At 60.3% G+C, this 20,853-nt stretch carries 22 protein-coding genes; 12 read left to right on the top strand and 10 right to left on the bottom strand.

Annotated elements, in window-relative coordinates; genetic code table 11:
- Positions 1–205: 205 nt before the first annotated feature.
- The 3 genes from queC to queE are packed head-to-tail and all read left to right on the top strand — an operon-like array spanning position 206 to position 2,006.
- Positions 206–916 carry a 7-cyano-7-deazaguanine synthase QueC gene (queC, locus tag A3AY_RS0129390; RefSeq protein ID WP_018329250.1) on the top strand — a complete coding sequence of 237 codons (711 nt, stop codon included), beginning with the start codon at positions 206–208 and terminating at the stop codon, positions 914–916.
- Positions 913–1,272 carry a 6-carboxytetrahydropterin synthase QueD gene (gene queD, locus A3AY_RS0129395; RefSeq protein ID WP_018329251.1) on the top strand — a complete coding sequence of 120 codons (360 nt, stop codon included), beginning with the start codon at positions 913–915 and terminating at the stop codon, positions 1,270–1,272. Before queC ends, queD begins: the two co-directional genes overlap by 4 nt.
- A complete protein-coding gene (gene queE / locus A3AY_RS0129400) occupies positions 1,269–2,006 on the top strand; it encodes a 7-carboxy-7-deazaguanine synthase QueE (protein WP_018329252.1) in 738 nt (245 codons plus the stop codon). The genes queD and queE overlap by 4 nt, the downstream gene beginning before the upstream one ends.
- A gap of 126 nt (positions 2,007–2,132) precedes the next feature.
- Here the strand turns inward: queE and A3AY_RS0129405 are convergent, their stop codons facing one another.
- The 7 genes from A3AY_RS0129405 to A3AY_RS0129435 all read right to left on the bottom strand — a co-directional run bounded on the left by A3AY_RS0129405 (position 2,133) and on the right by A3AY_RS0129435 (position 8,909).
- Positions 2,133–2,549: a hypothetical protein gene (locus A3AY_RS0129405; protein ID WP_018329253.1), complete on the bottom strand. Its 417-nt coding sequence runs from the start codon at positions 2,547–2,549 to the stop codon at positions 2,133–2,135.
- Positions 2,546–2,812 carry a type II toxin-antitoxin system prevent-host-death family antitoxin gene (locus A3AY_RS0129410; RefSeq protein WP_018329254.1) on the bottom strand — a complete coding sequence of 89 codons (267 nt, stop codon included), beginning with the start codon at positions 2,810–2,812 and terminating at the stop codon, positions 2,546–2,548. Before A3AY_RS0129410 ends, A3AY_RS0129405 begins: the two co-directional genes overlap by 4 nt.
- A gap of 334 nt (positions 2,813–3,146) precedes the next feature.
- Complete coding sequence (locus tag A3AY_RS0129415; RefSeq protein WP_018329255.1) at positions 3,147–5,036, bottom strand: bifunctional sugar phosphate isomerase/epimerase/4-hydroxyphenylpyruvate dioxygenase family protein; 1,890 nt, start codon at positions 5,034–5,036, stop codon at positions 3,147–3,149.
- A 24-nt stretch (positions 5,037–5,060) separates the two neighbouring features.
- Complete coding sequence (locus tag A3AY_RS0129420; RefSeq protein ID WP_018329256.1) at positions 5,061–5,921, bottom strand: shikimate dehydrogenase; 861 nt, start codon at positions 5,919–5,921, stop codon at positions 5,061–5,063.
- 61 nt (positions 5,922–5,982) lie between these two features.
- A complete protein-coding gene (locus A3AY_RS0129425; RefSeq protein WP_018329257.1) occupies positions 5,983–6,999 on the bottom strand; it encodes a TRAP transporter substrate-binding protein in 1,017 nt (338 codons plus the stop codon).
- A 55-nt stretch (positions 7,000–7,054) separates the two neighbouring features.
- A complete protein-coding gene (locus A3AY_RS0129430; protein WP_018329258.1) occupies positions 7,055–8,335 on the bottom strand; it encodes a TRAP transporter large permease in 1,281 nt (426 codons plus the stop codon).
- 10 nt (positions 8,336–8,345) lie between these two features.
- A complete protein-coding gene (locus A3AY_RS0129435) occupies positions 8,346–8,909 on the bottom strand; it encodes a TRAP transporter small permease (RefSeq protein WP_018329259.1) in 564 nt (187 codons plus the stop codon).
- Positions 8,910–9,189: 280 nt separating this feature from the next.
- Here A3AY_RS0129435 and A3AY_RS0129440 point away from each other — a divergent pair, with 280 nt between their 5' ends.
- The gene (locus A3AY_RS0129440) at positions 9,190–9,825 is read left to right on the top strand and encodes a TetR/AcrR family transcriptional regulator (RefSeq protein WP_018329260.1); all 636 of its coding nucleotides are present in this window, start codon (positions 9,190–9,192) and stop codon (positions 9,823–9,825) included.
- Positions 9,826–9,834: 9 nt separating this feature from the next.
- Here A3AY_RS0129440 and A3AY_RS0129445 read toward each other — a convergent pair whose 3' ends face one another.
- Positions 9,835–11,049 (bottom strand): MFS transporter, encoded by a 1,215-nt coding sequence (locus A3AY_RS0129445; protein ID WP_018329261.1) that lies wholly within the window; start codon positions 11,047–11,049, stop codon positions 9,835–9,837.
- 329 nt (positions 11,050–11,378) lie between these two features.
- Here A3AY_RS0129445 and A3AY_RS0129450 point away from each other — a divergent pair, with 329 nt between their 5' ends.
- The 8 genes from A3AY_RS0129450 to A3AY_RS0129485 all read left to right on the top strand — a co-directional run bounded on the left by A3AY_RS0129450 (position 11,379) and on the right by A3AY_RS0129485 (position 20,076).
- Positions 11,379–11,654: a metal/formaldehyde-sensitive transcriptional repressor gene (locus A3AY_RS0129450; RefSeq protein WP_018329262.1), complete on the top strand. Its 276-nt coding sequence runs from the start codon at positions 11,379–11,381 to the stop codon at positions 11,652–11,654.
- Between the two features lie 13 nt (positions 11,655–11,667).
- The gene (gene dmeF / locus A3AY_RS0129455) at positions 11,668–12,603 is read left to right on the top strand and encodes a CDF family Co(II)/Ni(II) efflux transporter DmeF (protein ID WP_018329263.1); all 936 of its coding nucleotides are present in this window, start codon (positions 11,668–11,670) and stop codon (positions 12,601–12,603) included.
- Between the two features lie 111 nt (positions 12,604–12,714).
- The gene (locus A3AY_RS0129460; protein ID WP_018329264.1) at positions 12,715–13,314 is read left to right on the top strand and encodes a DUF922 domain-containing Zn-dependent protease; all 600 of its coding nucleotides are present in this window, start codon (positions 12,715–12,717) and stop codon (positions 13,312–13,314) included.
- A gap of 1,008 nt (positions 13,315–14,322) precedes the next feature.
- Positions 14,323–14,649: a hypothetical protein gene (locus tag A3AY_RS37215; protein WP_154663348.1), complete on the top strand. Its 327-nt coding sequence runs from the start codon at positions 14,323–14,325 to the stop codon at positions 14,647–14,649.
- A gap of 17 nt (positions 14,650–14,666) precedes the next feature.
- Positions 14,667–15,512, top strand: coding sequence for an aminotransferase class I/II-fold pyridoxal phosphate-dependent enzyme (locus A3AY_RS36500; RefSeq protein ID WP_051108435.1), 846 nt, complete (start codon positions 14,667–14,669; stop codon positions 15,510–15,512).
- 444 nt (positions 15,513–15,956) lie between these two features.
- Positions 15,957–18,446 (top strand): GAF domain-containing protein, encoded by a 2,490-nt coding sequence (locus tag A3AY_RS0129475; RefSeq protein ID WP_018329266.1) that lies wholly within the window; start codon positions 15,957–15,959, stop codon positions 18,444–18,446.
- On the top strand, positions 18,443–18,832 hold the full coding sequence (locus tag A3AY_RS0129480) for a response regulator (RefSeq protein WP_018329267.1): 390 nt from the start codon (positions 18,443–18,445) through the stop codon (positions 18,830–18,832). Before A3AY_RS0129475 ends, A3AY_RS0129480 begins: the two co-directional genes overlap by 4 nt.
- Positions 18,829–20,076: an adenylate/guanylate cyclase domain-containing protein gene (locus A3AY_RS0129485; protein ID WP_018329268.1), complete on the top strand. Its 1,248-nt coding sequence runs from the start codon at positions 18,829–18,831 to the stop codon at positions 20,074–20,076. The genes A3AY_RS0129480 and A3AY_RS0129485 overlap by 4 nt, the downstream gene beginning before the upstream one ends.
- A gap of 39 nt (positions 20,077–20,115) precedes the next feature.
- On the opposite strand, the gene A3AY_RS0129490 is transcribed toward A3AY_RS0129485, so the two are convergent.
- Both A3AY_RS0129490 and A3AY_RS0129495 read right to left on the bottom strand, forming a co-directional pair.
- Positions 20,116–20,355, bottom strand: a complete 240-nt coding sequence (locus tag A3AY_RS0129490) for a hypothetical protein (RefSeq protein ID WP_018329269.1) — start codon at positions 20,353–20,355, stop codon at positions 20,116–20,118.
- Positions 20,356–20,368: 13 nt separating this feature from the next.
- Positions 20,369–20,659 (bottom strand): DUF1330 domain-containing protein, encoded by a 291-nt coding sequence (locus A3AY_RS0129495; protein ID WP_018329270.1) that lies wholly within the window; start codon positions 20,657–20,659, stop codon positions 20,369–20,371.
- Between the last annotated feature and the right edge of the window lie 194 nt (positions 20,660–20,853).

The following is a 20,853-nucleotide window of genomic DNA, read 5'->3' on the forward strand; positions in this document are numbered from 1 at the left end:
CGTGCTGCGTCGGGATCGAACTCGGCTCCGAGCTCTCTCCACGCCTCCCACGATATCCGAAAAATTGTCGCCGCGGCCACGTCCATGGGACAAGTTCCGTGTCTTCCTACAACAGGCGCGCCCCTTCACAGCGGGGCGGGTTTGCGCTAGAAGTCACCGGAAATCCGGTCGCAGCCCACCCGGTCAAAACAAGGGATCCCATACTATGAAAACCATCGTCATCTGCTCCGGCGGATTAGACTCCATTTCGCTTGCCCATAGAGTCGCCGCGGAACATCAGCTTATTGGCCTTCTGTCCTTCGATTATGGACAGCGGCATCGCAAGGAACTGGATTTCGCCGCCAACTGCGCCAAACGGTTGGGCGTCGCGCATCAGATCATCGACATCCGGAATATCGGCAACCATCTCACCGGTTCGGCGCTGACCGACGATGTCGACGTGCCGGACGGGCATTATGCCGAGGAAACGATGAAAGCCACCGTCGTTCCGAACCGAAACGCGATCATGCTCGCCATCGCGTTCGGTCTTGCCGCCGCTCAGAAGGCCGATGCCGTTGCTGTTGCCGTGCATGGCGGCGATCATTTCATCTATCCCGACTGCCGGCCGGGCTTCATCGATGCGTTTCAGGCGATGCAGAACCAGGCGCTCGACGGTTACGCCAGCGTCACGCTCTATGCACCCTACGTCACAATCTCAAAGGCGGACATCGTCACGGATGGTGCAAAGAACGGCACGCCGTTTGCGGACACCTGGTCATGTTACAAGGGTGGTACGCGCCATTGCGGCCGTTGTGGAACCTGCGTCGAACGACGAGAGGCTTTCCATCTCGCGGGGGTCGACGATCCGACTGAGTACGAAGATCCCGATTTCTGGCTGGCGGCCACAGCCGGCTTCTGCGCCGAAGAGGTGAAATGATGTTCCGCATCACCAAGGAATTTCACTTTTCGGCCTCGCATCAGCTGACCCACCTGCCGGCCGATCACCAATGCGCCCGTCTGCATGGACACAACTATATCGTCGAGGTGGAGCTTTCGGCTGATGAGCTCGATGAAAACGGTTTCGTCAGGGACTATCACGAACTCGCGCCGCTAAAGCACTATATCGATGAGCGTTTCGACCATCGGCATCTGAACGACGTTCTCGGCCACGACCGGGTGACGTCGGAATGGCTGGCGAAACATTTCTTTGACTGGTGCAAGCAGCGCCTGCCGGAAACCTCGGCCGTTCGCGTCAGCGAAACGCCTAAAACCTGGGCGGAATACAGGTCATGACCGCAGGCCGCGAGACGCACATCCGCGTCAGCGAAATCTTCGGGCCGACGATCCAGGGGGAGGGCGTCCTGATCGGCCTGCCCACAGTCTTTGTCCGGACCGGCGGCTGTGATTACCGCTGCTCGTGGTGCGACACGCTGCATGCGGTCGACAGTGACTATCGCGATCAATGGCGCCCGATGTCGGCCGACGAGATTTGGCAGGAGGTGACCCGGCTTGCCAGCAACAGGCCGCTGACGGTATCGCTGTCAGGCGGCAACCCGGCGATCCAGCCGCTCGGTCCGCTCATCGAGCGCGGACACCGCGAGGGCTATCGCTTCGCGCTGGAGACGCAAGGCAGCATTGCGAAGGATTGGTTCGCCGATCTCGACGTTCTTGTGCTGAGCCCGAAACCGCCCTCAAGCGGCATGGAAACGGATTGGGATGCGTTCGACGCCTGTTTGCGAATGGCTGCGGAAAAGCCGCAGATTGCACTGAAAGTCGTTGTCTTCGACGATCGAGACTACCTCTACGCCCGCGCGGCCGCCGCGCGCCATCCCGATCTCCCCGTCTACCTTCAGCCCGGCAACCACACCCCGCCGCCGCCCGATGACGACGATGCAAAGGTCGATGTCGATGGCATCATGGACCGGATGCTCTGGCTGGTTGACAAGGTGACGGAAGACCGCTGGTTTGAGGTGCGCGTGCTACCGCAACTGCACGTGCTGCTCTGGGGCAACAAGCGCGGCGTCTGACGTTTTCCTTCGCCGATGAAGATCGAAGTCGTTGCGCATCGTGGGTGCCCCCCGAAGAGACGGCCCACCGCGCTCAACCGCCGCTTGGTCTCCCCGCTCCGGCGGGGCCGACTTTCCCGGGGGGCATTATCTGGAACGGCTGATTTCGTTAATCGACTTGCGGCGCGCGATGAACTCGCGGAGAAGGGGAAGGAAGAAGGCCTTGCTGAACCGACCGGTAGGTGGTTCCGGCTCAAGGTAAAAGGAGCGGCCGATGATATCGCTGTTGAATTCATCGAGGATGATCCAGAGCCGCAGATCTGCATCGAGGCCGGCCCGCCGTTTCTCGATGGCTGGTATTTCCGCGGTGAAACGTGTCTTCTCCGGCAGTTTCGTGGTGATCGGGAAAAACAGAACCAGATCACCGTCAGGTCGCGGCAGCCTCACACCAACGGCAACCGGGCGATCCTTACGCCCCTCAGTCTCGCCCTTGCCTGCCTCCCTCGCCCAAAGATAGGGATAGCGGATGACCGTCGCGGTCTGGATGTCATCATATCCCCTCATCGGCTGGCCTCGTCGGTCTCCGCATAGGCGTCGACAGCGGCCTCGAATTCCTCGAACAGTTCGCGCGGCATGGTTCCGAGCGTGCCAACTGTACGAGCATCGGCCTGCCGCATAAGCCGTTCGTAGTCATCAATGTTGAGCAGCACGAGACGCGGTTTGTTGCGTTGCGTGATCGTGACCGGATGGCGCAACGCCTCGGCGATGATATCGCCGGATTTTCGAGAAAGATCGCTTGTAGAATAGGAACCAACGTTGCGGGACATGCTTGTCTCCTAGGGTGTATGTACTAACGTGACTATAGCGCCTCGACATCCAAAATACAGCATTTACAACATTGTTGTGAATGCTGTCTTTTCCATCGATTCGACCCGCCTGTGCGGCGGGCTGATTGGACGGGATTTAGTCCGAGTGCGGAACCGGGTCCGGCCCGAGCTTTCGGGCTCCAATCTTACGCCACGCTCGGCGAGGTAGACGGCGAGGACGGCTACAAGCTCACTGGTTAAAGGGCGGGTTCTCCCCTCTTCAGGCAAAAGCAAGCCCGGCCGGCGAGTTTGTCTTCTCAACGGGCCACAAGCAGGACCAAGCCCAGGAAATGCATCAGGCGCGTGGCATTCCCGCGGGCCTCAGATGTTTGCGCAGCGCCGCGATGCGGAAGATCGCGTTTGCCGCGCCGTAACCGCGATACCCTCTGCGCTCGACAATCTCGAAGAAGAAGCCTTCCGCGAAGGTCGGGCTATAGAGCTGGAAATACTCGCCGTGCTCGTCCCGGTCGTAGAGAATGTTGTGTGACCGCAGCCGCTCGCTCATCCGCGCTTCGAGCCCGAAGCGTGCTTCAAGATCGTCGTAGTAGTTCGGCGAGATCGCCAACGAGACAAAACCGTTTGCCGAAAGCGCCGCGGCCGTTGCGAAGATATCGTTTGTCCTGAAAGCCAGATGCTGGATGCCGGAGCCGAAGGTCTCGGCGATGAAGCGGCCGGCGAGCGTGTTGCGGTTCTCGGCGCCGTTCATGGTGATGCGCAGCGATCCTGCGGCGTTTTCCACGACCTGACTGCGCACGATACCGGAGGGATCAACGATGTCGACAACCGGCGTCTTGTGGGCCTCCAGCAAGGATGTGTAGAAGAGCAGCCATGTCAGCAGTTCGTCATATTGCATGGTCTGGGCGACGTGATCGATCGCTTCCAGGCCGGCTGGTGCGACCGTTGATGTATCGGCAACAGGCTCGAACTCGACATCCCAGATGCGGGCAAGCGCACTTTTGCGGTCAAGGAAGTAGACGATGCCGCCGCCGACGCCCCGGACCGCCGGCATTTCGATTTCGCCGGGGTCCAGCGGCTGGTCGAATGGTTCGGCGCCAAGCGCCACCGCGCGACTTCGCGCCGCTTGCGCGTCGCCGACGAGCAGACCCATGGCATAGGCGGACGTCCCATGCACGAGATAAGAGGAGGCGGCAAAGCCGCGGCGTTCCGTGTTGACGACAAGATTGATGCCGCCCTGACGGAAGACCGTGACGCTCTTGGTCTTGTGCTTCGCCGCCTTGTGGAATCCGAGTGTCGCGATCAGCGCTTCCAGCTGGGGCGCTTCGGCCTCATCGATAGCGAATTCAACGAAGGCCACGCCCTCGACGGCAACTCGCGCCGGCATTTCCGGTACGGCAAGAGCGCTTTCCGGTTCAGCCCGCCGCACCTGGTCGCCGAGATAGACCAGCGAACGGCGGCCGTCGACGGCGATGGCGTTGGCATTGCCGCCGCGGAACTGGTCGTTGAAGATTTCCAGCGACAGATAGCCGTCGTAACCGGTGGCCGCCACCGCATTCATGAAATCGAGTACAGGAAGGTCGCCTTCGCCCGGCATGTTGCGGAAATGCCGGCTCCAGTACAAGAGGTCCATGTCGATCAGCGGCGCGTCCGCGAGTTGGATGATGAAGATCTTTTCCTTCGGGATTGAGCGGATCGAGTTGACGTCGATCTTGCGCGACAGCGTGTGGAAGCTGTCGAGGATCAGGCCGACGTTCGGGTGATCGGCGCGGCGGACGATCTCCCAGGCATCGCGATGGTCGTTGATGTGGCGACCCCAGGCCAGCGCCTCATAGCCGACCTTAAGGCCGCGTTTGGCGGCCCGGTCGCCAAGCTCATGAAAGTCCGCCGCCGCACGGTCGAGCCCACCGATCGCGGCCGACGAGACATTCGAGCAGACGAGCACCAGGTCGGTGCCCATTTCCTGCATCAGGTCGAACTTGCGCTCGGCGCGATCGAAGGTGCGGCTGCGCAGCGGCTCAGGCATGCCCTCGAAATCGCGGAACGGCTGGAACAGGGTGATCTCCAGCCCATGATCGCGCACCATCCGGCCCACCTGCCGGGGGCTTTCGTCGAACACCAGGAAATCATTCTCGAAGATCTCGACACCGTCGAAGCCGGCCTTCGCGATGGCGTCCAGCTTATCCTTGAGATCACCGCTGAGCGAGACGGTGGCGATCGAGGTCTTCATCCTGTTCTCCTTGACGTTCGGTGATCAGGCTGTGAGTGCCTTGAAATGGGTGAGCATGCGGGCAGCATCCGGCTCGCGCCCGGTAAACAGCCGGAAGGCGCCGACAGCCTGGAAAACGGCCATTCCGCCGCCGTCGAGCGTTTTGCATCCGCGCCGCCTGGCCTCCGCCAGAAGCTCGGTCTCCAAAGGGAAGTAGACGATCTCCGCAACCCAGTGGCGGGGTTCGAGCAGGGCAGCCGGAAGGGGCAAGCCGGGATATTTAGCCATGCCTGTCGGCGTCGCGTGGATCAGTCCGGCCGCCTTTTTCATCGCCCGGGCCAGATCGGCCTCAGCCCGAATGTCCGCATTCGGGAACAGGACCGACAGGCTCGTGGCAAGTGCATCTGCGCGATCCATCTCCCGGTCGTAAACCCGGAGCGATTTGAGGCCGAGCGAAAGGATTGCATAGGCGGTCGCCACACCGGCTCCGCCGGCGCCTAGCTGTACGGCACACGACAGGTCCGCATCGGGCAGGCCGCGGCGAAAGCTTTCGGCGAAACCCCACCAGTCGGTGTTGTGGCCGCATCGGCGGCCGCCCTTCAGCACGACGGTGTTGACTGCGCCAAGATCGCGGGCCTCGGTTGAAAGCTCATCGAGAAACGGGATGACCAGTTGCTTGCAAGGGTGGGTGATGTTCAGGCCGGCAAGGCCCTTGAGTTCCGCGTCCCGCAAGAGTTGTGGCAGATCCGCGGGCGTTGCGCCGCGCTGGTTGAGATCGATCAGCTCATATTCATAGGACATGCCCTGTGCTGCGCCTTCGCGCATATGCATGGCAGGGGTGAGCGACGCCTGGATGCCGGCGCCGATCAATCCGGCCGTCAACGGTTTGAGGAGTGTCTCGGTCATCACAACTGGTTCCATTGATCGGGAAATGCCGGCCCGCGGGTTGGGCGGGCCGGCGACAAGCTTACTGCCCACGCAGGGTTTGAAGTTCCTTGAACAGGGCAGCGACGGTATCGGCACCGATTTCAGCGCTGAACTTGTCGACCACCGGCTTGACCGCATCACGCAGTTTTTGTGTCTCTTCAGCGGAGAGTTCGCTGACTTCCATCCCGGTCGCCTTGATCTGCGTGATTGCCTTCGCGTCGAGTTCGCGCGAGACCTTGCGCTGGTAGTCGCGGGCCTCTGTGGCGGCCGACTGGAAGACAGCCTTCTCCTCGTCGTTCAGACCGTCCCAGAACTTCTTGCTGATCAGGACGATCTGCGGGTTGTACTGGTGACGGGTGACCGTCATGTACTTCTGCACTTCGTAGAACTTCGCATTGAGGATGTTGGCAGCAGGGTTTTCCTGGCCATCCACCGTGCCGGTTTCGAGCGCGGTGTAGAGCTCCGTATAGGGCAGCGGCACTGCGTTGGCGCCAAGGGTGTTGAACAGTTCGATCGGGATCGGCGACTGGATCGTGCGGATCTTTAGGCCCTTGATATCCTCAAGCTTGGTGACCGGATGGCGGTTGTTGGTGAGATTGCGGAAACCGAGCTCCCAATAGGCAAGGCCAACCAGGCCGGTGTCGGGCAGACGCTCCATCAGGCCGGTGCCGAAAGCGCCGTCCATCACCTTGTCGGCTTCCTCGCCATTGTTGAAGAGGAAGGGAAGATCGACAGCGCCGAACTCTTTTACATTGCCGGCGAGAATGCCAGCGTTCAGCACCGTCATCTCGATCACGCCGCCCTGCAGAGCCGAGACGGTCTGCACGTCGCCGCCCAGCACACCGCCGGGGAAGAGCTTGACCTCGATCTTGCCGCCGCTCTTTGCCGAGACCAGTTCGGCAAATTTTTCCATACCGGTCACCTGCGGGTGGCCCTTGTTGTTGGCGGCTGCGAATTTGAGCTGGTGCTCGCGGATTTCCGCAAGCGCCGGACCGGCGGTCAGCAATGAGAAGGGTATGGCAAGGCCAAGGGCCAGTTTCATCAGTTTATTCAACATGTCTTCCTCCCGAATTTGGCCTGGTTCTCCCATCGGCCAGTTGAATTTGCAGGCATTAGTGTCCGAACCAGGAGACCGGGACGGTCACCAGTTGCGGGAACAGAACGAGCAGCAGCAGCACGACGAGTTCGGCGATCAGGAAAGGCATCACGCCCTTCATCAGCTCTTCCATGGTCAGTTTGGAAACGCCGCAGATCACGTTGAGGACAGTGCCGACCGGTGGCGTGATGAGGCCGATTGCGTTGTTGATGATGAACAGGACGCCGAAATAGACCGGATCGATGCCCGCCTGCTTGATGATCGGCATCAAGACGGGCGTCATGATCAGAATGGTCGGCGTCATGTCCATCGCGGTGCCGACGAGGACGACCAGGCCCATGATTGCAAGCAACAGCAGCGTCTGATTGTCCATCAGCGGTTCGACGAGCTTTGCCAGATCGCCCGGGACGTCCGCGACCGTGATCAGCCAGGCCGAAACGGCGGCGCAGGCGACCAGAAACATCACGACCGAGGTAATCTTCGCTGCGGCCACAAAGACGTGGAACAGCTTGGCGGGCGGCAGTTCGCGGTAGATCACCATCGACACGAAGAGAGAGTAGACTGCTGCGACGACGCCGGCTTCCGTCGGCGTGAAAACTCCGAACTTCAGCCCGATGATAATGATCAGCGGCAGCATCAGCGCCCAGATGCTGTCGAGGAATGCCTTCAGCCGCACCGCACCGCTTTGTTTCGCCGGCAAGGCGAACTGCTCCTTGCGGGCCACGATCATCCAGGTGGCGCAGAGTGCTGCGGCAATCATCAGCCCTGGAAAAATGCCCGCGAGGAACAGCTTCGTGATCGAAACACCGCCGACCACGCCATACAGGATGAAGCCGATGGAGGGCGGGATGATCGGGCCGATAACGGACGCAGAAGCGAGCAGGCCGCCGGTGCGTGCCGGATCGTGGCCGGACTTCAGCATCATCGGGAACAGCAGCGCGCCGAGTGCGGCCGCGTCCGCCACCGCCGAGCCGGACAGGCTCGAAAGAATACAGGCCGCGAAGATCGCCACGAAGCCGAGACCGCCGCGGATATGGCCGACCATGGCCATGGCGAGTTCGACGATGCGGCGCGACAGACCTCCCGTGTTCATGACTTCACCGGCCAGAAGGAAGAACGGCACTGCCATCAGCGGAAAGCTGTCTGCGCCGTTCAAGACGTTCTGCGCGACGATCTGTGCGTCGAACAGGCCGAGATACATCATCAAGGCAACGCCGCTGATGATCAGTGCGAACGCAATCGGCACGCCGAGCGCCATGGGGCCAAGCAGGGCTCCGAGGAAAATCGTGACTGTCATGGCGCGCTCCTCAGTGTTTCACAACGGGCTGGACCAGCGCCGCAGCAGCATGGTCGTCGAGAGCGAGCTGGTCTTCGCTGTCGCGCACCAACTCGGCGGTCTTTACGTCGATCCGGCCGGTTGCGACTGCAAAGGCGTCCCAAAGGATAATCAGGAACGCGGGAATGCCGAAAGCGAGCCCGGCACCGTAGAAGACGCCCATCGAGATACCGGTGGCGGGTGCTGCGACATGCAGGTTGATCACTGCCTGTGCCCAGCTTCCACTGATCATCAGCCACGTTGCCCACAGCATCAACGCGTGGCCAGCCAGGACCGCGGCTTTCGCGCCAAGGGGAGGCAGCCGCCGAAGCAGGGAGTCGACGCCGAGATGGGCATGCTCCCGCATGGCGACGACGGCGCCAAGGAAGGTCAGCCAGACAAAGAAGATACGCGAAAGTTCTTCGGAATAGGTGATGCCGGTGTTTAGGGCATAGCGCAGGACGACATTGCCGAAAACCAGCACGACCATGCCGGCAAGCAGCAGCGCCATCGCGGCCTTCACCGCCAGAAAACAGAATTCGATTATCCGGACCATTCGCTCCTCCCAAGCGGTTACCGTCTCGCGGTCTTCAAGGTCCTCATCGGTCAGGACAGGCTTATAGCAAGGCGGATCCGACGATCACTCCTCCAAGCTTTCGCCGTCTGTCTTTAAAATGTACGAACTAGTTCGGATGTCAAGTGCGATCTCTTGAAAGACATCGCCAAGCTCAATAAGACTGTGGGCAGTACGCGGGAATGGAGCCCTCGTGCGACGCGTCGGGTTTTTATCTTTCGCGTTGAAAATCAGGACTGTGGCGGGGGAGAAACAGCTAGGAATGGCGGCGCGAGAAAACGGACGCAAAAACGATCCACAGCGAACGAAGGAAGATATCCTGATTGTCGCCACCGAGGAGTTCGCCACCCATGGTCTCGCCGGTGCACGCGTAGATGCGATTGCCGAGAAGACCCGAACGTCCAAACGGATGATCTACTATTATTTCGACAGCAAGGAGGGGCTCTATCTTGCTGTTCTCGAGCGCTCGTACCGGAAAATCCGCACGCTCGAAGAGGACCTGAAACTATCGAGCCTCGCGCCGGAGGAGGCTCTGAGAACGCTGATATCCTCCACGTTCGATCATGATGAGACCAATCCCGATTTCGTGCGACTTGTCAGTATTGAAAATATCCATCACGCCGCGCATATGCTGCGTTCCGAAGCCATCCGCGAACTCAACGTTTCGGTGATTGAGACGATTGCGGCAATTCTTGATCGCGGCGTTGCGCAGGGCGTGTTCCGCCGCAACGCGGACCCGATCGACATCCACATGCTGATCAGCGCCTTCTGCTTCTTCCGGGTGTCGAACCGCTACACCTTCGGAACGATCTTCCGTCGCGATCTGTCGGAGCCCGCAACGGCGCAGCGGCACAAGACGCTGATCGCCGACGCCGTCATAAGCTATTTGAAGACCTGAGTTGAGACACTATGCGGGAACGCCACGTAACCGGCGGCCCAGAAGCGCCAGCCCGATCAGCGCAAAAAGAGCAAAAGCGGCGCCAACCAGGAATGTACCCTGCGACCCCACCATATCCCACAGCACACCGGCAATGACGCTGGCAAGCAGCAGAGCCAGCCCGGTAACGAGGTTGAATATGCCGTAGCCGGTCCCGCGAAGCTCGGCCGGCGCGGCGTCGGCAATCAAAGTTGCGAACAGTCCCTGCGTGAACCCCATGTGCAGCCCCCACAACACGACGCCGGCGATCAGGCCGGGGATGCCGGGCACGAACGCGAGCAGCACGTCCGCCGCGATAAGCAGGAGAAGGCCGATTGCCAGCATCGCCACCCGGTTTACGCGGTCCGACAAGGCTCCGGCGGGATAGGCCGACAGGGCATAGGCAATGTTCATCACGACAAGGACTGCCGGAATGAGCATCAATTGCAGACCGTCGGACTGAGCCCGCAGCAGCAGGAACGCCTCGCTGAAACGGGCAAGGGTAAACACGGTGGCGACGACGACGACCCACCAAAAGGTCGGCCCGAGGCGGACAAGTTCGTCGCGATGCAACGGCATGCTGACGCGGCGCAATCCTTCAGGCCGCTTCGGCTCCTTCACCGCGACGGCCAAGAGCGCAACGGCCAGAAACGCCGGAATGACAGCGACCCAGAACACCGCCTGGAAGTGATCCGCCGTCAGCCACATCAGGCCGATGGCGAGAAGCGGCCCGAGAAAGGCGCCGATCGTGTCGAGCGATTGGCGCAGGCCGAAACTGGCGCCACGCAGATGGGGTGGAGCGATGTCGGCCACAAGTGCATCGCGCGGCGCGCCGCGAATGCCCTTGCCTACCCGGTCGATAAAACGCGCAGCAACCAGCCAACCCACCGTTGGTGCGAGCGGAAAGATCGGTTTGGTGACGGCGGCAAGGCCATAGCCGAGGACGGCGAGGAGCTTGCGCTTGCCGAGCCAATCGCTGAGCGCTCCGGAAAACACCTTGGTGATCGAAGCGGTCGCTTCCGCGATGCCTTCGATAATGCCCACGGTAAGCGCCGACGTTCCGAGCACTGAGATCATATAGACCGGAAGCAGGGCATGGATCATCTCTGAGGAAATATCCATCAGCATCGACACGAAGCCGAGCACCCAGATTCCCGCCGGGATCGACCTTCGGCCGTCGCCCGGTTCCAAGATGTTGCTTGTCACTCGGTTGCCTCCGCTTTTCCCCGTCATCTGTTGTCATCTTGAGCATCGAAGACCCGACGGGGGGTAGCCGTCGAGCAGTTTCTCGCAGCCTTGTAGCCGGGCTGCCGCTTCCTCACCAGAGTTCTCGGTAGAAGTTGGACTTGCGGATCTTCTGCGGCCAGCTTGAAGTTTTCGCAAGGTGATAGAACAGCGTTAACATTTCAACCGCACCGAATGGCCACCAGAGTTGTGTTGACGCGTGAACGCTCCTGGTTAGGAGGCGGCGCGCCACCGGGCGCAATGGACCGCCGCCTTGCTGAAGGTCGAAATATACTATATAGGAGTATAGTATGTCTCACACGAAAACCAACAAGGGTCACCTCATCGCCAGGGTCCGGCGCATCGCCGGACAGGTTGCGGCGCTCGAGCGGGCGCTTGAGACGGAGACCGGATGCGCGGTTGTTCTCCAGCAGGTCGCCGCCGCCCGCGGTGCGATCAACGGATTGATGGACGAAATTATCGAGGATCATTTGCGTGAACATGTGGCCCATCCCGATCTCGACGGGGCGGCGCGCGCGAAAGGAGCGGACGAACTCGCTGCTGTGATCCGTCGCTACGCCAGATAGGGAATGCCACGCTATGACCGGACTCGGTGACATCGGCCCTCTTACCCATGAGCATAGCTATCTCGGCGATTCTCATGACACAAATGCCAGGCGAACCCTTTGGGTCGTGGTGCTCGCGTCGGTCATGATGGTCGGCGAGATCATTGCAGGCTCGATGTTCAATTCCATGGCGCTCCTGGCGGATGGTTTTCATATGTCGACGCATGCGGGGGCTCTCGCAATCGCGGCATGGGCTTATGCCTTTGCCAGACGGCACGCTCGCGACAGGCGGTTCAGCTTCGGAACGGGCAAGGTGGGTGACCTGGCAGGCTTTGCTTCCGCTTTGATCCTGGGGATTATTGCGCTCGGCATTGCCGTCGAATCCGTGGTTCGGCTCATGGAACCGCGCCCGGTTGCCTTCACCGAGGCAACCTTGGTTGCGGTTATCGGCTTGCTGGTCAATATCGCCAGCGCACTGCTGCTGAGCGGTGGCCACAAGCATAGCCATCAGCATACCGGTCAGGATCATCATCATGGCCACGACCACAGCCACGGCGCCCATCATCATGATAACAACATGCGCGCGGCGTTTGTGCATGTCATCGCCGACGCCTTGACCTCGGTCCTGGCAATTGCCGCGTTGCTCAGCGGGCGCTATCTGGGCTGGGTGTGGTTGGATCCGGTGATGGGTATCGTCGGAGCCATCGTCATCGCCACCTGGTCGTGGTCGCTGGTCCGGCAAACGGCGGCGGTTTTACTGGATACGGCTGACATACATCTTGAAGCCGAAGTGCGCGCGCATGTCGAAGGCAAGGGTGACGCCCGGATTACCGATCTGCATATCTGGCGCGTAGGCCCCGGAGCGCACGCAGCCATTGTCAGCGTCACGGGCGCGGTTAATGGCGAGACCATGCGTGCGCGTCTGGCGGCGGTGCACCAGCTGGCCCATCTCACGGTTGAAACGCGATAGCCGGCTCCGATCTCCGGCTGACAATCAACAATCGGCGTATGGACGATTGAACGCGGTCTTCGTGTCCTTTAGTCATGAGACCGACGAAGCACCGGTTTTGCGGGGATTTGCGTGAAGATAGACGTCCGACTTTGCCTGCTCGCAGCCTGCCTCGCATTCCCGCCGATGGACACGCGTGCGGAGTGGCAGGCAGTCGAAAAAGTCCAGCCCTATGCCATCGCCGGCAGGAGCGGTGCCGAGCTCTATGCCTCGATTGGCGAGAGAGGGCCGAAGGCCGGCGGTTTGGGACGCGCCATCGCACACACCAATTTCAAGTTGACCTGGACCAGGAAATACGAAGTTCAGGGTGACGCCTGCGTGCTCGTTTCGGCACGACCGAAGCTCATCATCACCTATACTTTGCCAAAGCCATCCGAGCCATTAGCGGTCGACACGAAGAAGAATTGGGAAGCATTCAGTGCCGGGGTCCACAAACATGAGCTGGTGCATGGCGATCACATAAAAGACATGGTGAAAAAGATCGAAGCCGCAACCGTCGGACTCACCGTTCCCGCCGATCCCGATTGCAAGAAGATCAAGACCGAAATGACCACACGCCTTGGCGCGCTCTCCCGGGCGCAGCGACAGCAAAGCCGGGATTTCGACCGTATGGACCTCAGTGATGGCGGTAATATTCACCAACTGATACTGGCGCTCGTGAACGGCCACTAGAGAGCACGATCGCAGGAAATTTTTCGAAAGTCCGTGGCGTACGGCTCCACCGCAGCATGCCACCGGTCCCACGGTGCAGCCCACAGTTCTCGTAATAGGCATCGTCCTGCGTCGGCGGCCATCTCGACGGCGCCAGGGGTGTCGAAGGTTCGGGCCTCCAGCGAGCGGCGAATCTTGCGACGGCCAAAGTCTGCAGATCCGCAAAGTGGTATTCTAAATCACTTTTGCATTAAAAGCCTGTAAGTCTTTAAGACAAATCAACGATCAACTTCGAACGTCAAGCGCTGCAACATGGAAATCCTTGTCGACCCGTTCGCTTGATCGAGCTTTGCCAAACAAAATTCCTGCCTCATGCCTTGCTTGAAGACAGCCTTTCACCCCTTTGAGTGAATTGTCGTCGCCCGTATGAATATCTCTTCTCCTCCCGCCGACGGTGACCGCAGCGCGCCCCGCAGATCAGCTCACGTTTAGAAGGTCGGTGCCGCGACATACGCTTTTGCCCGGGGTGTTCTCATTTCGCACGGCGGGTTCGGCGTTCGAGTCCGTAACCCCCGGAGCAGAGCATGAGTACAGGGCAATGAGCTGGAAGAAGTAAGGCGCTGGTATCGGCGGGAGGAGGTACGTCTGTACGCTATGAACCGGGTCGACGACTCTCGACGAGATGCAGGAGAAGGTCATGACGCTGGCGCGTCAGGGCGGAGTTGCTCCCGACTGGATTGTCGCGGATACGAGGAGCAGTGATGTCGCCGCCACGGACACTGTACCGACAATGCTGGCGGCAAGGACGAATGGTCTTGAACCTGAAAAGGGAAAATTCGTAGATGGCAGCCTCCCGCGTGGAGGCCTTTTTGTTGACGGCGCTACTCGGAGACAGCGGTCCTCTGCAGATTGCGCATCGGAAAATGCAAAAGAACTTGCTGCTACGCGCATGCCGTCAAAAATGGTAATTTCACGCAAAGGGGCGGTTTTGTCGAGGGGACGTGCGCGCCCTCAGCAAGGGGGTGCGTCGTGCCAATCGCCACCGTGTCCAGCCGAATGCTCGCCGTCACTGAGGAAATGCGCACGGTCATGGATTTTGCGCGAAACGTCCTGGAAGGCGACGGCCTGGGGCCGGATGCCTGCGATTTCATGTTCGGCAATCCGCAGGAAATGCCGCTGCGGGGATTTGTCGATGCATTGATCCGCCACGTTGAGCCACGTGATGTTCACTGGTTCGGTTATAAAAAGTACGACGCGCTGGCGCGCGAAACGGTGGCCCGTTCTCTCAGCCAGGCGCGAAACCGGGACTACAAGCCAGACGACATTGCTATCACCGCGGAGGGTTCGGCGCGATAGCGGCTGCGCTGCTCGCCGTGATCGAGGTGGGAGACCAGGTCATCTATCCGCGTCCCGGCTGGTTCGCCTATGGTGCCGAGATTCGCGGTGCGGCAGGGACACCCGTCGCCGTCGACCTGACACCGGGAACCTATGACCTCGATCTCGAAAGGATCGAGGCGGCGATCACCCCGCGCACACGCGTGGTGGTGGTCAACACGCCGCACAACCCGACCGGTCGCATCTTTCCCCGCGCTCAACTCGACGCGCTCGCCGACAAGCTGGCGGCCGCGTCGGAAAAGTTTGGCAAGGTGATCTATCTCCTTGCCGACGAGCCCTATGCGCGACTGGTGTTTGACGGCCATGCGCATATCAGTCCGGCCGAGAGCTACCCGCACACGCTGATCGCCTATTCCTTCGGCAAGACCTTGCTCGCGCCAGGCGAGCGCCTGGGCTGGCTCGCACTCGGGGCGGACATGCCCGAGGCCGATCGTATAAGGCTGCGCGAGGCTGTCGACATGGCGCAGGTTTCGCACGGTTGGGCTTTCGCAGGCCGTACCCTGCAGCGGGCACTGCCTGATCTCGAGAAGCTCAGCATAGATGTTGCAGCCCTTGCGCGGCGCCGCGATCGCATGGTCGAAGGCTTGAGGGCAGCGGGATACGACCTGCCGGTGCCTGAAGGTACCTTCTATCTCATTCCACGCTCCCCAATACCGGACGACTTGGCCTTTGCGGCACGTCTCGCGACTGACGGTGTCTGGGTGCTGCCCGGCAGCGTCGCCCAATTGCCTGGACGTCTGCGCATCAGTTTAACTGCAAACGACGGCATGGTGGAGCGCTCTTTGCCCGTCTTTGCGCGAGCGATCCGGGAAGTCGCACCCTAACTCCTGGCGAGCAGGAATGCAGAGTGGCATACCCAGGCGCAGTACGGCCCGAACTACGTCAACGTGGTCTCGCTTGCCCACTGGCTGTTCGGCGAGCAGCGGGAGACAAAGGCTGCATCGCAGCGGTTGCATCTTCGAATTAATGAGAACAAGCGGACACCGTGGCGCCGCGGATAGCCGAAAACTCGAGGTGGTCTTCCGGTTATCATAAGAAGAAGCTAAAGTGTGGCCGGGAGGACGAGCGAGCGGCGACTGCCGCCGTTATGGAAAGCAAATCGTCGGCTACAGCGGGTGCAGACTGCTCGTCGCTCCAAAATCCCTACAAGCGGCGGTCGCATCGTGAGGCTGATAGCTGCACTGTCCGGGCGCGATGTGCTGGTTTATTCGGCGCCTGGGGTGGAGGGTGAGGTGGAGGAGAGCGTCAGTCTCAGTTGCCAGGTGGCGTTGCTGAAGCGGGAGCTCGGCGAGGCACTCGAACAGCAGGCAGCAACGAGCGAAATCCTGCGCGTGATCTCGACCTCACCTCGCGACGTGCAGCCAGTCTTCACCGCGATAGCGGAAAATGCAGCGCGGCTATGCGCGGCAGAATTTTGCTTCGTATTTCGTTTCGACAGCGAGCTCCTACACCCAGTTGCCTATCACGGGATTTCGCACGAAGGGATCGAAACGGTTCGTGCCAATTTTCCGCAGCCGCCGAGCAGAGGCAATGTCACAGGGCGTGCCTTCATCAGCGGTGCGATCGAGCAGATTCCCGATGTCTTTGCCGACCCTGACTACCAGATGCAATCGCTTGCGAAAATCGTGTCCTACCGCAGCGCCATCGGCGTGCCGCTGGTGTGGGAAGGACGTCCGATCGGATCGATTGCTGTTGCGCGACGCGCAGTCGGATACTTTCCGGAACGGCAGGTAGCTCTCCTGCGAACTTTCGCCGATCAAGCGGTAATTGCCATCGAGAACGCCCGCCTTTTCGAAGAGGCGAACGCGCTGTTTACCGATCTCAACACGCGCAATCTCGAGCTGAAAGAATCGCTGCAGCAGCAGACTGCAACGGCGGATGTTCTCAAAGTCATCAGCCGGTCGGCCTTCGACCTCCAAGCCGTACTCGACACCCTCGTCGAGTCGGCCGAACAACTCTGCGAGGCTCACGACGCGGTGATACTTCTCAGAGAGCAAGACACCCTCTATCTGAGGGCGCATCATGGGCCGATCCCGATCGATTTCCCTAGCTGGCCAGTGTCACGAAATTGGGTTACCGGGCGCGCCGTGGTGGACAGAAAGCCCGTCCATGTGCCTGATCTGACCGCCACGCCCGACGAGTTCCCGGACGGCTACGGCATGGCCGTCCGCATGGGGCATCGCACTACTCTGGCGGCACCTCTGCTGCGGCAGGAAGAGGCAATCGGGGCCCTTGTCATCCGCCGGACCGAAGTCAGGCCATTCACCGAAAAACAGATCGAGCTCGTTGAGACCTTTGCTGACCAAGCGGTCATAGCGATTGAGAACGTGCGGTTGTTTGACGAAGTAACGGCGCGAACTGCCGAGCTGACGGAGGCACTTGAGCAGCAGACCGCGACGGCCGAGGTGCTGAAGGTTATCAGTCGCTCTGCATTCGATCTGCAAGAAGTTCTGGATACCCTCGTAACCTCAGCCGCCCGCCTCTGCGAGGCGGACATGGCAACGATGACCAGGCCAATTGGCGACGCGCACTATCCTGTCGCTAGCTACGGGCTCTCGCAACAATTCAGCCAGTATCTTCGGGATCTTCCGCTGGAGCCGGGGCGCGGCACCATAGTCGGGCGAACCCTGCTCGAGGTTCGGCCGGTCCAGGTCGCCGACGTCCTTGATGATCCGGAGTACGCATTGCTTGAGGGGCAAAGACTTGGGGGCTTTCGGACTGTACTCGGAGTGCCGCTCTTGCGCGAGGGCAGCCCGATCGGCGTGCTCGCATTAACCCGCTCGACCGTGCGCACCTTCACCGAAAAACAAATCGAGTTGGCGTCGACATTCGCCGACCAGGCGGTGATCGCTATAGAAAACGTGCGTCTTTTTCAAGCGTTGCGGGCGAGAACCGAGGAGCTGTCGCGCTCGCTCGAGAATTTGAGAACCGCGCAGGACAGGTTGATCCAGACGGAGAAGCTCGCTTCGCTCGGACAACTGACAGCCGGGATCGCGCACGAGATCAAGAATCCCTTGAACTTCGTCAACAACTTCTCGGCGCTGTCCGTCGAGTTGCTCGACGAGTTGCAGCAAGCGCTCAACGGCGCGGCGGCAGGGGGCCCGGCGCGCGCCGAGATCGACGAGCTGGCCGCGATGCTCAGGGGCAATCTCGAAAAGATCGTCCGGCACGGCAAGCGTGCCGACTCCATCGTCAAGAACATGCTCCTGCACTCGCGCCAGGGGGAAGGCGAACGTCGGCTGGCCGATATCAACGCCCTGGTCGAAGAAAGCCTCAATCTCGCCTATCATGGTGCCCGCGCTGAGGCGCAAGGTTTCAATGTCACGCTCGAGAAGTCGCTCGATCCGGCGGCCGGGGAGGTTGACCTCTATCCGCAAGAGATCACGCGGGTGCTTCTCAACCTTATTTCCAACAGCTTCTATGCAACGAGTAAGCGCTCAGCTTCCGAGACTGGGGGCAGATATGAACCGACGTTGGCCGCGGTGACCAGGAATCTGGGCGACAGCATTGAGATCATCATCCGCGACAATGGCCCCGGCATCCCACCAGAAGTAAAGGAGAAGATGTTCAACCCTTTCTTCACGACCAAGCCTGCTGGTGAAGGAACGGGCCTCGGGCTTTCGCTCAGCCACGACATCATTGTCAAGCAGCATGCCGGTTCCATCGAGGTGGACACAGAACTCGGTCACTATACCGAGTTTCGCATCCGCTTGCCGCGGATGGCGGCTGTAGTCTCAAAGCCGGAGGGTAGATCATGAGCCTTCTTATCCTGGTGGTCGACGACGAGCCCGATATCGAGTTGCTCTTCCGCCTGCAATTCCGCCATGACCTGCGGACTGGCCGTTTCGTCATGGAGTTCGCGCAGTCGGCGGCAGCCGCACTCGAGCGGATCGCCAATGCCGCCGACGTCACACTCATTCTGATCCTGTCAGATGTTAACATGCCGGTGATGAGCGGGCTCGAACTGCTGCCGAAAGCGAGGAACATACGACCTGACGTGCCGGTGATCATGATCACGGCCTATGGAGATCCGGATACGAAACAGAGAGCTTTGGAAAACGGCGCCCAAGCGCTGCTGACCAAACCGATCGACTTCGTCGCGCTGCGAGAAGAAATCGACGTGCAAGTTGGGCGCGCGGCATGAGCACAAGTATCCTCGTTGTCGACGATGAGCCAGACCTGGAACTTCTCCTTGTCCAAAAGTTCCGCAAGCAGATTAGCGACGGCACGTTGCGCTTTTGCTTTGCCCACGACGGGATCGAGGCTTTGACCGTACTTGCGGCCAACCAGGACGTGGACATGGTACTGAGCGATATCAACATGCCGCGCATGGACGGTTTGTCGCTGCTGGCAAAGCTCCAGGAGAAAGACCAGGATCTATCCACGATTATCGTCTCTGCCTACAGCGATATGGCCAATATCCGCACGGCGATGAACCGGGGTGCCTATGATTTTGTGACGAAGCCGATCGATTTTCTGGATCTGGAGGCGACGATCGTCAAGACGATCCATCACGTGGAGACACTCCGCCAAGCGCAGCGCCGACAGGCGGCGGCCGAGCAGGCACGAGCGTCACTTTCCCGTTATTTTTCGCCCAATCTCGCCGAACGCTTGGCCAGCAGTGCCAATGTCCTCGACCTTGGCGGCACGCGCCGAGAGGTTGCCTCTCTCTTTACCGATCTGGCGGGTTTCACCACGCTGGTGGAGACGATCGAGCCGCAGGTTCTCGGGCCGCTTCTCAACGATTACATCGTTGGCATGACCGACATTGTATTTGACCATGAGGGTACGGTCGCAAAGATCATCGGTGACGCGCTCCACGTGCTTTTCGGGGCACCGTCCGATCAGCCGGACCATGCTAGTCGTGCGGTTGCCTGTTCGCTTGCGCTCGACGCGTTCGCGGGGTCTTTCCGCGAACACTGGACGAGGAAGGGAATACCTCTCGGCCATACCCGGATAGGAGCGCATGCCGGCACGGCTGTGGTCGGCAATTTCGGGGGAGGACGATTTTTCGACTACAGCGCCTACGGCGACACCATCAATGTCGCTGCGCGTCTCGAAGCAGCCAACAAAACGTTAGGCACCCGCATTTGTGTGAGTGGCAGCGTGGCCGCGAAAGCTCAGGGTTTTTGCGGTCGACCCGTAGGCGACCTCCTCCTCAGAGGCCGGTCCGAGCCGATCCGCGCATTCGAGCCGCTTAACGCCACCAAATGTGCCAGCCCGGAGACGCAGGCCTACATTGAGGCCTTCGAAAAACTGGAAGCTTGCGATCCTGGTGCGATTGCTTCTTTCGCCGCGCTGGTCGGTCGCAATGCGGAGGACCGGCTTGCCAGCTTCCATCTGAAGCGCCTGCTAAACGGCGAAACGGCCACGACAATCATCCTGTAGTGTGGGCAGCCCCATTGGGAGCTGCCCATCTGCGAAGAGTTAATCTGCTATAGGCGTCTCGTCGATCTTGGTCCAGATGAGGCTCCATTCATCGCTTTCGCCTTCATTATGGGTGTAATGTCCGTGGTTGGCGATTTCGCCATCCGGCAAAGCGAAGCCGGGTGGCGCGAGACCGGGGAGTTTGAGGATACGGAGGACGTCGAACAGTTCCGCAAGTGTTGTAACGTGCTTGATTTCCTCACGACCGCGATACTTGATTGTCCAGGCGTAGAACGTCATACGTGCTACTCCCTCAAGCAATGCCTTCAAGCGCGATGATCCTCGTCCTGGCGCATCGCTCGCGAATGGCCTTAAGCCGACTGTACTCTGGCGAATTGTACCACCCCAACAACGCTGCCATGTCTGGAAACTCGACGACGACCAGGCGGTGCGGCTCCCAATCGCCTTCGAGTACCTTGGCCGCGCCGCCACGCCCGAGGTAGCGACCACCATACCGTTGCTCGGTCGCTGGCACGTCCCGTTTGTACTCTTCGAAGGCTCCGGCATCAAACACGTCGACGTCGGCGATGAGGTAAGCGGACATTGTTGCCCTCCTCGGCCAACACGCTACGCCAAGAGGCCCGAATTAGGTGCGAGCAGAACCCGGGCCTCGAGACGTCTTTTTCCACCTGGTGGCAGCGACCTGGGAGGCTTAGCCTCGAGGAAAAGTAAAAACCTCCGGCCAATCCAAATGGCGCTACTTGGATCGGGGATCTAAATTAGCAGATTCTAATAAGA

The sequence above is a fragment of the Rhizobium giardinii bv. giardinii H152 genome (genome assembly GCF_000379605.1).
In the GTDB taxonomy this organism is placed as follows: Bacteria; Pseudomonadota; Alphaproteobacteria; order Rhizobiales; family Rhizobiaceae; genus Pararhizobium; species Pararhizobium giardinii.